The 12,520-nt window shown below is 44.9% G+C and carries 10 protein-coding genes, 3 tRNA genes and 2 rRNA genes (1 of these 15 only partly in view); 2 read left to right on the top strand and 13 right to left on the bottom strand.

The features are described from left to right. Positions 1-110: 110 nt before the first annotated feature. The gene (locus tag AC3RCI_RS18255) at positions 111-833 is read left to right on the top strand and encodes a hypothetical protein (protein ID WP_492525886.1); all 723 of its coding nucleotides are present in this window, start codon (positions 111-113) and stop codon (positions 831-833) included. Positions 834-960: 127 nt separating this feature from the next. Here the strand turns inward: AC3RCI_RS18255 and AC3RCI_RS18260 are convergent, their stop codons facing one another. After that, the gene (locus AC3RCI_RS18260) at positions 961-2,034 is read right to left on the bottom strand and encodes an ankyrin repeat domain-containing protein (protein WP_492525888.1); all 1,074 of its coding nucleotides are present in this window, start codon (positions 2,032-2,034) and stop codon (positions 961-963) included. A gap of 182 nt (positions 2,035-2,216) precedes the next feature. On the opposite strand from AC3RCI_RS18260, the gene AC3RCI_RS18265 reads away from it, so the two are divergent. Beyond that, complete coding sequence (locus AC3RCI_RS18265) at positions 2,217-3,239, top strand: serine hydrolase domain-containing protein (protein ID WP_492525889.1); 1,023 nt, start codon at positions 2,217-2,219, stop codon at positions 3,237-3,239. 97 nt (positions 3,240-3,336) lie between these two features. On the opposite strand, the gene AC3RCI_RS18270 is transcribed toward AC3RCI_RS18265, so the two are convergent. The 12 genes from AC3RCI_RS18270 to AC3RCI_RS18325 form a co-directional block, all read right to left on the bottom strand. Next, positions 3,337-4,368 carry a serine hydrolase domain-containing protein gene (locus tag AC3RCI_RS18270; protein WP_492525890.1) on the bottom strand — a complete coding sequence of 344 codons (1,032 nt, stop codon included), beginning with the start codon at positions 4,366-4,368 and terminating at the stop codon, positions 3,337-3,339. A gap of 46 nt (positions 4,369-4,414) precedes the next feature. Further along, positions 4,415-4,894, bottom strand: a complete 480-nt coding sequence (locus AC3RCI_RS18275) for a CPCC family cysteine-rich protein (RefSeq protein ID WP_492525891.1) — start codon at positions 4,892-4,894, stop codon at positions 4,415-4,417. A 111-nt stretch (positions 4,895-5,005) separates the two neighbouring features. Continuing rightward, positions 5,006-5,488, bottom strand: coding sequence for a hypothetical protein (locus AC3RCI_RS18280; protein WP_492525892.1), 483 nt, complete (start codon positions 5,486-5,488; stop codon positions 5,006-5,008). 714 nt (positions 5,489-6,202) lie between these two features. Further along, complete coding sequence (locus AC3RCI_RS18285; RefSeq protein WP_336782052.1) at positions 6,203-6,886, bottom strand: DUF1361 domain-containing protein; 684 nt, start codon at positions 6,884-6,886, stop codon at positions 6,203-6,205. Between the two features lie 263 nt (positions 6,887-7,149). Continuing rightward, positions 7,150-8,079: a sigma-70 family RNA polymerase sigma factor gene (locus tag AC3RCI_RS18290; RefSeq protein ID WP_492525894.1), complete on the bottom strand. Its 930-nt coding sequence runs from the start codon at positions 8,077-8,079 to the stop codon at positions 7,150-7,152. 36 nt (positions 8,080-8,115) lie between these two features. After that, entirely contained in the window at positions 8,116-8,562 is a 447-nt protein-coding gene (locus tag AC3RCI_RS18295) for a carboxymuconolactone decarboxylase family protein (protein ID WP_492525896.1), read from the bottom strand. A gap of 89 nt (positions 8,563-8,651) precedes the next feature. Continuing rightward, a complete protein-coding gene (locus tag AC3RCI_RS18300; RefSeq protein WP_336782055.1) occupies positions 8,652-9,434 on the bottom strand; it encodes a cupin domain-containing protein in 783 nt (260 codons plus the stop codon). 230 nt (positions 9,435-9,664) lie between these two features. Next, positions 9,665-9,745, bottom strand: a tRNA-Leu gene (locus AC3RCI_RS18305). Between the two features lie 11 nt (positions 9,746-9,756). Further along, a tRNA-Thr gene (locus AC3RCI_RS18310) sits at positions 9,757-9,832 on the bottom strand. 6 nt (positions 9,833-9,838) lie between these two features. Next, positions 9,839-9,915 (bottom strand) — tRNA-Met (locus tag AC3RCI_RS18315). Between the two features lie 35 nt (positions 9,916-9,950). Further along, positions 9,951-10,067: ribosomal RNA gene (rrf, locus tag AC3RCI_RS18320) — 5S ribosomal RNA — on the bottom strand. Positions 10,068-10,250: 183 nt separating this feature from the next. Next, positions 10,251-12,520 (bottom strand): 23S ribosomal RNA (locus AC3RCI_RS18325) (it continues 657 nt past the right edge of the window).

Genomic DNA, 12,520 nt, shown 5'->3' on the forward strand with positions numbered 1-12,520 from the left:
TAAAGGGGGGGCTGTGCATATCTTTCTTCCTTGGTCTGTTTGTATTTTCTTGTGAGTCACGGCGTATATGCGGGTAAGAACATATAAGGACGGAAAGGTGGGATTATCATTTGAAGTGGAATACAATCACATATCTCGCACTCGGGATTATCGTCACTTTAGCTCTGGCAGCCTATAGTTCAGCTCCTGATGAGCGTTCGGAGATTCAAACTACAGATAATATGCAGAAGCAACAGGAAATTCAGATGGACAGCAATCCAGTGGCGGAAATTGAAGCATTATCACAAGGAGTCCGAACTAACAAGAAGTCCAGTGAACCACAGGAGGGTCAACCACTGTCCGTTACTGAAGCATCCACAAGCATTATTAAAGCTCTTCAAGAAAAAGACATGGAGACTGTAGCTTCATGGGTTTCAGAGGATGGAGTCCGATTCTCCCCTTTTGCCAACATAGACCCAGTTAATGATCTGGTGTTCTCACCAGATGAGATTAGCAACCTACTGAGAGATCCGACCAGATATGTATGGCGAACCGTACCTGATCATGATGATGATAAAATCAAAATGACCTATGCCGATTATCATCTTAAATATGTGTATAATAAGGACTTTATTCATGATGGCGAAAACGCCGTGAATGTCCTTCTTGGCCAAGATGCTCATCCTGGCAATTTACACGAGATATATCCTGTGGCCAATCATGATTTTGTTGAATTCCATGTTAAAGGCACAGACGCCGAGGGAAGAGATTGGCATACACTGCGTCTGGTATTTGAAAAGATCGGGCAGGACCATATCCTTGTCGGAATTGTCCATGATCAAGGAAGAACATGATCTCTCCCAGCATTGATTGGCTATGATGGCATTCCGGTCTTCACCCCAGAAGCTTGATATACAAACTGGTCAAATGGCTGAATAATAAAAAAAGCCTGTTTCTACTAAGAGAATCAGGCTCTTCCAATTACATATTATTTAAAAATTCAGATATTTTCTTCCCAGAATCAACAACTATATCAGAAAGGGGAGCTATATTCCCATATTCCTGATGTTCTATATCAACGAAACCAATAAGCTTTTTACTGGGATTCCAGACCAGATGAATATGGGAGTATTGATCTACATCCGCGGATAAACGAAGTAGTTTCTGTCTGCCCAACTTCATCTCTACAGTATCTAACAGACTAAAGAAATCTACATATGTAATCCCTGATTCGTTGTCCGGCAATTCCACTCTCCGCGGCCCTTCGTTAAGAAAACGAACAAGTTCCTTCGGCAGCTTGTAAGGCTTTAACGCATGCAACTTGTTACTTAAGTCATGGAAATCCTTCGGTTCGTGAGCCTTTAAGTAATCGGCCATCTCGTCATTTTTTTGACTAACCGCAATCGTGTATGCCCGTTCCCCGTCCTTTTCCTGAATGGTCACATCTGCCCCCTGTTCCACGAGAAATTGCACCATCTTCATATTGTTGTTGCGAGCAGGGACAGTAAGCGGGGTTGCCCTATAAGGGTACACCATATCCGGTTCATTATAGTTAATGTCTACCCCTTCATCCAGCAAGTACTGTATCGTTCTCATATCATGGCCAGACACTGCTGTGCGCAATGTTTTCCCACCATATTTCCGAATATCCAGTCCAAGCTCGTTCAGTACAGCTATATTCTTTTTGTTGCCGTAATAGGCTTCATCGTACGCACTCGATTTCACCTTGTTTAAACCGGTCAACTTCGCACCCTTCTGATGCAGATACCGGATGACCTCCTCTCCGCCATATCGGGCTGCGGTAAGAATAGCCGGCTTACCTTTCATATTAAGGTTGACGCCGTTCTCTACGAATAGCTCTACGATCTTCTTTTGATTGGTGATCAGAGCAAGCTCTAGCGGTGGCAAAGCTATGTATTTGCTGAGGGCAATAGGTTCTTCCAAGTCCATACCCCCTCTAATCCTTTCTTCTACGGCAGGATTGTCTCCCTTATAGATCGCCATGGCAAAATCAGGCAGCGTTTCAAACGTTCCTTGACTTCCAATTTTGAACAAAGGTGTACCCTCCCAGTGGTTATTATTGATATGAGAACTACTTTAATCATCTACTCTATTATACCTTTGGTCTATATTTTTGCCTAAATGGATCTCATCTCCTTTAGCACATTTGAGCTCTGCACTTTCCTATGCTAATATTATGAACACCTATTTTATAAACAACCTCAGAAAGGAACATTATGAATCCTTCATCCGTACAATCTATTTTTCAACAACAGATTCCATCATTGGATCTGCGAAGCTGTCTCGTAAGCATGCAAGGGGAGAACATATACAAGCACTATCGTAATCAGGAAGCAGCAAGCCAGATCGCCAAAGTCAATTCTTGCACCAAAAGTGTGCTGTCTGCACTTATCTGTATCGCTATGGATCACGGTTGGCTGCCAGATGCATCAACCCCACTGTCCGCCTTTTTTCCGGCGCTGGTTTCAGATCCTGACCCTCGCAAATCGCAAATCACCCTGGAACAGCTGCTCACCATGACAGCCGGCTTCAACTGGGATGAGTTTGGCGGACAGAATTCGTTTCCACGTATGACACGCACAGAGCATTGGGTGAACTTTGCATTGGAACAACGTCTCAGTCATACACCCGGAACCCATATGGAATACAATTCGGGGGTCTCCCAAATTCTTGCGGCCATCCTTATGCAACATACTGGAATGAGTGTAGCTGGATTCGCAGAACGTTATTTATTTGGTCCATTAGGGATTACGGAGTATCATTGGGAGTGTGATCCTCAGGGTGTGCATACAGGAGGCTTCGGGTTAAAGATGCTGCCCGATGATTTGCTGAAATTCGGTCAGCTCTTCTTGCAGGAAGGCATGTGGCATGGTGAGCGTTTGATTTCAAGTGAACTGGTTAACCATTCTACAGAAGCTTTCATTACCGTGACACCACCGAATCATGGGAGCTACGGCTGGCACTGGTGGGTCGATACTTGCAAGAGGGATGAACGATCTGAATTTTGTGAAGAACGTACACCATCGCATTTGTCAGAGTCTACATCCATTAACAGCGCTGACCGAAACATAACTGTACTTGACTATTATTACGCCCGTGGATTCGGCGGTCAGTTTGTATACATTGTTCCTGAGCTGGAGCTTGTTACGGTCCTGACGAACGACAAACGAAAAAAGGAAAAGCCTCCGCTGGATGTTTTCCCTAGATTGATCGCTCCACAGCTACTTAGCCTATTGTAAACCGCATCTATCCGTTTATATGTAACCCCGTATAAACCCCAACCATGACCGGATATTTTCCGATCGGTTGGGGTTGCTCGCGTACATTTTTACTTCGTTACACCTCAAAAAGTGTCTCTTCAATTGCACGTGTTATCGGATATGGACCTGACTCCTTATTGGAGAGAACGACCAGTTGCGCAGCATGTTCAGGATATACCGAAGACATGAACGACACGCCAGGATCAAATCCCATGACATGTATTTTGAATATCCCTTCATTTTTTTGATCAACCCAAACACCACGTCCATAGTAAGTCTCGCCTTCTTCATGTACATGAGGTGTAATCAAATGTTGTGTTGTCGATTCACTCAATAACTGATAAGTTAACAGTCCATCCCAGAAACGAATCATATCAGGTGCTGTTGTATACGCCCCACCATCGGCCCCGCCCTTGATTGGGATTGAGAATATGTTGGTGTTCCAGGTTCCATCCTCGTTGTCGATATATCCAATTGCTGTGTTTCGTGGAAGCTGATCGGTCAAAAAATAACCGGAATTCGTCATTTCGCAACGTTTAAAAATGTGTTCCTGTACATATTCCGTGAAAGGTTGTCCCGATTGTTCTTCCACAATTAAGCCTAACACGATAAATGCCGCATTATTATAGTGGAAACGTTCACCCGGAGCTGCCTTCATCGGCAGATGCTGGAACATCGGTAAAAAGTCGCTCCCATTCCGCATGGAAGAGACGGGCCGCTCTTCCCACAATTCAGCGAAATCCTCCATGACCTCTTCGTCAAAGTAATCCGGTATGCCTGAGGTGTGCGTTAATAGGTGATGAACGGTAATCTCCTTGTTCCACAGAGGAAAATCAATAGTAGTTAATGCATCCACAAGCTTTGTGTTATATGACAGCCTGCCTTGTTCAATCAGTTGACATATGCTCACTGCCGTGAAGATTTTGCACCCTGATGCAATTCCAAACCGGGTATCGATCTGGTTGAAAAGCTCATCGCTGCGATTCGCGTATCCCCGGCTCAGATTCAAGAGTGTCTGTCCGTTTTGTTTTAACAAAACTACACCTGAAAAATCCTTAGAATTCATGAGTTCTTCCACTTTACGTGCTGCATCCATTATATCGGTCATTTATTATTCACCTACTGTATTAATTTTTTCAAAGAAATATACCGTCTTAATCAGCCTTGTTATAAATTTCATATCGGTTATCAGTTACAAATTCAGCACCCTTTTCAGAGCAAGCGCCATACTTTTCGTAATTACTCCTGCCTTCTGACAAGGTCATATGGTTGGGTCCACTATACCTGCTGGGGTCATTGTTACCATCGTCCTCCCAGAAGCAAACTGGACAAATATCATATTCCCCTCGTTGTTCCAAGGTTTTGTAATGACAACAGGGACAGGGTAATAATTTCTCTACGTAGCCTTCAACTTCAATATGGCTTCCTACGATTTCTGAGACGAGTTTAGATAAATATTCGTTAGGGATTCCGTAGAAACTGCCTTCTGTAACCTTCAATAACAATTCATTGTAACGGTTATCCATTACATCATGTGTTGGTACATCTGAACTTAAGAGTTCCTCCTGCAACTCCTTTGAAAAATGATGAAACTCAGGGTCATGTTCATCGATTCCCCAAGAATTCCATAACATGGCCTCACGTTCATCCCTAGTAAGTTTCGTAATATCATTTTCTATGATTATCTTTATAGCCTCTTCCCTTAACACCATATCACCCTCAATATGTAGCTATTCACTATCCTATTATGATTCCGCTATAAGCCCCTTTACTTTTGATTCAAATACATCCCACTTTAAATCAAACCCCTTTTCAAAGCTCCACCCGTTTGAACGGAGTTTCTCGCCTAAATAAATGAAATTAGCACGCTGCTCATCATTTAAGCTCACATCAAAAAGTTCTTCACTACACTTGAACTTATCCAAGTACTCGAGCAATTCCCAGAACGTATCATCTTTATTATTGTCTTCCTCCATTCCGTGATTTAAGAGAATAGAATCAAGGGCATCATCAAGTTTCTCTGTAACAAGGGTTTCATTTTGCCAATTATGATCGATTTGGTACTGTATCGTCTCTTCAAGTTGAGCTAGATCTCTGTAAATGGAAGAATTCAATAATTCATTTTTAATTTCTTGTTTCCTGCCTGCACGTTCATGATTTTGAAAAAACGCCAAATTCCCGAGCAGTGAGAATATTAAAATTACTTTAAACCAGTCTGATTTTTTCATATTTTCCTCTTTTCATCACCACTTAGATATTCCCGATTCTATCTTTCTATGACCTTCCTTTCGAAGACGTAAAATAATAAAAAACCGAATATAAGCCCACATATGGTATGAGGTGTTGTTCCAGAAGTGATCAATAGATAACCCAAGGTTAAATCATAATAAGAAATAGGTAGACTAGACCAATACAACAGCGGAACTAAAGAGACATAGAGTGTAGGTATGCCGAATATACAGAGTTTAATCCAATTTATTTTCCATTCTCCAGGCTTTCGCATTAAATCTAATAATCTTATCAAACCGAGTAATACGCCAATGAACATTGGAAACAGGACAGAAAAAACAATACTAGCTTGAAGTTGATACGTCTTCCGAGCTTCTAACTGTAAATATTGTTGATATTTTAACCCGAATATAAAGACTAAGATCATTATTAGTAAAAATCCCAAATAAACAAACAAGTTATTTAACAATAATTTTTTCATATATTCACCTCATTTAGTTTAATCACCCATACTATACAAGTATAGCTTTATTAAGAAACAATATCATTTAATAAACGCTATTTCTTATGGATTTGTTTGTTTTTTTATCACTAAAATATCCTGCTCTCTGGGTGAATGTTTCCGATAAAATAAAAAAGCCGCTAAATTAGCGACATTAATGAGAGTATATTCTTTTCTCATGACATCTGTAGAAGGCTCCGGCAGTTAATTATCACTTTTTATATGTAGAATTTGCATTAATGAGATAATACAGCGTCACGTAGATAGCGAGAATAAATACGCCAAAAAACAGGCAAAACGCAAGCGATGGACGACTGATACTTTCTATCATTAAGTTAAACAGTGTATCACGGTTAGTTAGTACATCCCAGCTATTAAGTCGGTAGACCCTGCCGAGCAAGACACCGTAACTTCCCAATGCACAACCTGCCAATACAAAGACCCATGATGCCACATTTCCCATTTTTCGATGTATGACCTCTTGGAGCTGATACATGGACAAAAAACCAAGCAGCAGCCCTGTCCAGACAAACATCAGTAAAACAATCAGATCGTACCAGTACTTGTAATCCAGACCGTTGCCAGCATAATAACGGGAGCTTCGCGCCGTCAGATGAACAAGATCCGTTACGATATAAGACGCATTCGGGAAAAACAATAACCATAAGAGTCCACTTGCCACCGCAAGCCATGGAGCAGCTCTCCACTTCGATGCACTGAAGCCATATGATATGAAAGAGAAAACAAAAGGAATCCAAGCCAAAAACAGATTCCAGATGAGAAACCGGTAATATCGTTGGTTCAGCCAGTCTGCAGCTGCAAAGTACAGTCCTACTGTCACTACAGTAACTACGCTTAGGAAAATAAAAACTTTAAAATAATTCAGCTGTCTCAATAGAGCTTCCCCCACTTATTTTCGGAAATTCCGAATAATTGCTTCCATATTGGTCCTAGAAATGACATCAAACACACATTAGAATCATACCACGCTCATAACGAGAATCAAATTCACACCCATTCGGGTTTCACTCCGAAGCACGTTTAAGGCATTATACCTGTTTTGAATCTGATCTTGTATAACAGAAAAAGCGGCTGTTCCTTTTGTAGGAGCATGCCGCTTTATTCATTATCATTATTACTGAATTTCTGCATTCTGGTTCAATGACTTCTTGCTGCAATTGTCCTGAGTTTATCTGGGTTAACGACCAAATAGACCCCGTCAATGCGTTGTCCCGATAAGTCGGACTGAAGGCATATGACCTCGCTTACCTTGCCATTGTTCAAAAGCGCAACCTGAACCTCTCCATTGATGATGGTTGGCACCCACTCCCGCTCCCTTAATCGGGTAAGCACACGCCGAGAAGTCAGAAGAGCTAGGACACCCTTGTGAACCTTCATCGTTCTCATCACCGTATGTACTCGCCCACCACCGTCAGCAGTAAATACAGGTTGTTCAGAGAGCAGATCGAGCATGGCCGTCACATCATAAGCAAGAAAGGCAGTCGTGAAACGTGCGAGCAATTCTTCTTTGGTAGCATCATCTGTGGTGGTCTGGACCTTATCGGGAAGTTGATCCGGCAGGTTACGTCTGGCCCGACTAAAAATTTGTCGGCAATTGCTCTCCGTTTTGCCAAGCCAATCAGCAATCTCCCGGTACTCATACTGAAAGGCTTCTCGAAGTACAAATACAGCCCTCTCCACGGGCGTCAGACGTTCCAGCAGTACCAGATAGGCATAGGAGATCATCTCTTTCTGCTCATAGGTTTGCTCAGGCAGATCCACTGCCTCGCCTATCGGCTCCGGAAGCCACTCACCAACATAGTGTTCTCTTTGATTGCGCGCGGAATTCAGCAGATTCAGGCTCCGATTTACTACAAGTTTGGCAATGTAAGATTTTGGATTACGGATAACCTCGTCAGATTTGCTTTGCAGCCCTGCAAAGCAGTCCTGTACGACATCCTCGGCCTCTACAGCACTCCCAAGCATTCGATAAGCAATGGAGAACGCATACGCTTTATAACGGAGATACAGTTCACCAACTTCCAGAGAAGACTCTTCCGGTTCAGTGGTGAGTTTATCAGGATTCATATGAAGGCCTCCTCTGGCAGCGGTTATTGGAAAGGTTTAATTAAAACAGCCGGGATACATGCCTGTCGTGATTGCTATTCGATTCCAGTTGTTAATGGTATTGATTGCCATAACCAGATCTACCAGTTCCGCTTCACTAAAGTGTTCCCGAACCTTGTTGTATAATTCCAGAGGAATCCCCTGTTCAGCAATTCGGGTCACGGCTTCAGCCAGTTCAAGCATAACACGTTCTTTTTCTGTAAACAAAGGAGCTTCGCGCCAAACGCTAAGCAGCAGGATATGATCTGAGTAATCACCAAGCTTCATCAGATCTTTGGCATGCATATCAAGACAGAAGGCACAGCCATTAATTTGTGAAACTCTGATTTTTAACAGTTCATATAATACTTTATCTTCAAATTGACCCGATACAAACTGCTCCATGGCCATTAATGCCTTGAAAGCCCCCGTATTCGCTACTCTGTAATTCATTCTCAAACTCATCTCATTCGCCTCCGTATTATAGTGTACATACTGAAGACAAATGAACAGATGAATCTGTGACATTCATTTCAAAAAATTATGGGGGATAATTAGTATCTCCAACCGTTACCAATAATAGGACGCTGTACAGTGTACGGCATATAATCTGACTCTGATGGTACATAAGCAGCATTTGGATTTTGCCCATACGTTGGATTCATTGGATCAGGGTAAATATATTCCGGACTTGGCGCGTATTGCATCTGTACATAAGGCTGAATGTTTGGTTGGACATTTGGTTGGACGTTCGGCTGGCTGTTTGGTTTAGGCATGTTATCGGCAGCTGGTGACACTTGAGTTGCACAATCTGCAGGCGGTCCAATGAATACCGTCTTTTGAATAGGAGCTAAAGTCTCTTTAACCTTGTTCTCATCCAGACAATACGTATGGGCCAGCACACTTGCAGGCGTCAAACGCAGAATGTCTGAACCAAATATCGCTTCTGGGACCGGAGCATCGAAAATGGCCAGCAGGTGAGTCTGATCAACTGTCGCAACTTCATAATGCCACCAGCCTTGGGGAACATTCGCTACCTGGCCAGGGTTAATAGGAAAGTTTAACAATTCGTTGGTAAAGGGATTGATCAGGGAAACGACAGCAGAACCACTGATACAATAGACCAGCTCTGTTGCATTTTGATGTATGTGAGGTTCAACGACATTGCCAGTACTTAAATAAATATCCAGCAGAGATGCATTCCCCAATGTGTTTAACTGTTTAATGGATAGGGAATTGATGTAGTTATTTTCATCCTTTTTGAACAATTGATTCTGGTTTACATCATACGTGAACTGTGTGGTTGGTAACGTATAATCCATATAAGAAGTCGCCAAAAGTTAACGCCTGCCCTTCGCTCATGGTTTAGGTATAAACCTATACGCCAGCTTATGCCCTGGGCATTTATGCGTGAGCCCATTTCTACATGAACTGATTTTCGGGGCGATTAAAAACATGAAAAAACCCTTGAACCATATCAAGGGTTTCTAAATATAGACAGACAGGATCTAGAGTAAAGCAAGGTACTTACCTTACATACTCTTGATCCTGTCTGACAATTCAGAGATGCGCGTGGAGGGACTTGAACCCCCACGTCAAAGACGCTAGATCCTAAGTCTAGTGCGTCTGCCAATTCCGCCACACGCGCATATCGTATTATGGTGCCGGCGAGAGGACTTGAACCCCCAACCTACTGATTACAAGTCAGTTGCTCTACCAGTTGAGCTACACCGGCGTTTTATGGTAGCGGCAGAGGGGATCGAACCCCCGACCTCACGGGTATGAACCGTACGCTCTAGCCAGCTGAGCTACGCCGCCACATTATGTAGTTTAAAAACACCCAAAAGGGTTTCGCTTGGCAGCGTCCTACTCTCCCAGGACCCTTCGGTCCAAGTACCATCGGCGCTAGAGGGCTTAACGGTCGTGTTCGGGATGGGTACGTGTGGAACCCCTCCGCCATCGCCACCAAACGAGCATTTGTGTAACAAATGCATTCGCGTCCCATTCGGTCCTACAAATCAGTGTGGATGAATGGTTAAGCGTCTGTGGAACTGAAAATCATACACACATTGGAGTGTTGTACCGATTTTCATTTCAGAGATCATTCTCTGAAAACTAGATCCGAAACGAAACTTGCGACTAAAACCTGCTATTTGGATAAGCCCTCGACCGATTAGTACTGGTCAGCTCCATGCATTACTGCACTTCCACCCCCAGCCTATCTACCTCGTCGTCTTCAAGGGGTCTTACATACTGGGAAATCTCATCTTGAGGGGGGCTTCACGCTTAGATGCTTTCAGCGCTTATCCCGTCCGTACATAGCTACCCAGCGGTGCTCCTGGCGGAACAACTGGTACACCAGCGGTACGTCCATCCCGGTCCTCTCGTACTAAGGACAGCTCCTCTCAAATTTCCTACGCCCACGACAGATAGGGACCGAACTGTCTCACGACGTTCTGAACCCAGCTCGCGTACCGCTTTAATGGGCGAACAGCCCAACCCTTGGGACCTACTTCAGCCCCAGGATGCGATGAGCCGACATCGAGGTGCCAAACCTCCCCGTCGATGTGGACTCTTGGGGGAGATAAGCCTGTTATCCCCAGGGTAGCTTTTATCCGTTGAGCGATGGCCCTTCCATGCGGTACCACCGGATCACTAAGCCCGACTTTCGTCCCTGCTCGACTTGTAGGTCTCGCAGTCAAGCTCCCTTATGCCTTTGCACTCTTCGAATGATTTCCAACCATTCTGAGGGAACCTTTGGGCGCCTCCGTTACTCTTTAGGAGGCGACCGCCCCAGTCAAACTGCCCACCTGACACTGTCCCCGTACCCGCTAAGGGCACCAGGTTAGAACCTAGATACGATCAGGGTGGTATCCCAACGGTGCCTCCACACAAGCTGGCGCTCATGCTTCAAAGGCTCCCACCTATCCTGTACAGATCGTACCCAAATTCAATATCAAGCTGCAGTAAAGCTCCATGGGGTCTTTCCGTCTTGTCGCGGGTAACCTGCATCTTCACAGGTATTAAAATTTCACCGGATCTCTCGTTGAGACAGCGCCCAAGTCGTTACGCCATTCGTGCGGGTCAGAATTTACCTGACAAGGAATTTCGCTACCTTAGGACCGTTATAGTTACGGCCGCCGTTTACTGGGGCTTCGGTTCACAGCTTCGGGATTACTCCCTAACCGCTCCCCTTAACCTTCCAGCACCGGGCAGGCGTCAGCCCGTATACTTCGCCTTACGGCTTCGCACAGACCTGTGTTTTTGCTAAACAGTCGCTTGGGCCTTTTCACTGCGGCCCCCTCGTGCTATTCACACTACCGGGGCACCCCTTCTCCCGAAGTTACGGGGTCATTTTGCCGAGTTCCTTAACGAGAGTTCTTCCGCGCGCCTTAGAATTCTCTTCTCGCCTACCTGTGTCGGTTTGCGGTACGGGCACCTTCATCTGGCTAGAGGCTTTTCTTGGCAGTGTGAGATCATGACCTTCGCTACTGTAATTTTCACTCCCCATCACAGCTCAGCCTTACGATGTGCGGATTTGCCTACACATCAGCCTTACTGCTTGGACAGGCATCCATCAGCCTGCGTCACTACCCTACTGCGTCCCCCCATCGCTCGTAACGATTTACGGTGGTACAGGAATTTCGACCTGTTGTCCTTCGACTACGCCTTTCGGCCTCGCCTTAGGTCCCGACTTACCCTGAGCGGACGAGCCTTCCTCAGGAACCCTTAGGCTTTCGGCGGATCAGATTCTCACTGATCTTTTCGTTACTCATACCGGCATTCTCACTTGTATAATGTCCAGCGCTCCTTACGGTACACCTTCAACCCTTATACAACGCTCCCCTACCCCTGATGCAAGCATCAAGCCATAGCTTCGGTGGTGTGTTTAGCCCCGTTACATTTTCGGCGCAGAGTCACTCGACCAGTGAGCTATTACGCACTCTTTCAATGGTGGCTGCTTCTAAGCCAACATCCTGGTTGTCTGTGCAACTCCACATCCTTTCCCACTTAACACACACTTGGGGACCTTAGCTGATGGTCTGGGCTGTTTCCCTTTTGACAATGGATCTTAGCACTCACTGTCTGACTCCCGGAAGTAAGTCTATGGCATTCGGAGTTTGACTGAGCTTGGTAACCCTTGCGGGCCCCGCACCCAATCAGTGCTCTACCTCCACGACTCTGTTTTCCGAGGCTAGCCCTAAAGCTATTTCGGGGAGAACCAGCTATCTCCGAGTTCGATTGGAATTTCTCCGCTACCCCCACCTCATCCCCGCACTTTTCAACGTGCGTGGGTTCGGGCCTCCAGTGCGTGTTACCGCACCTTCACCCTGGACAGGGGTAGATCACCCGGTTTCGGGTCTACGTCCACGTACTAACTCGCCCTATTCAGACTCGCTTTCGCTGCGGCTCCGGCTCTTCA

This window comes from Paenibacillus sp. MT124 (assembly GCF_058792755.1).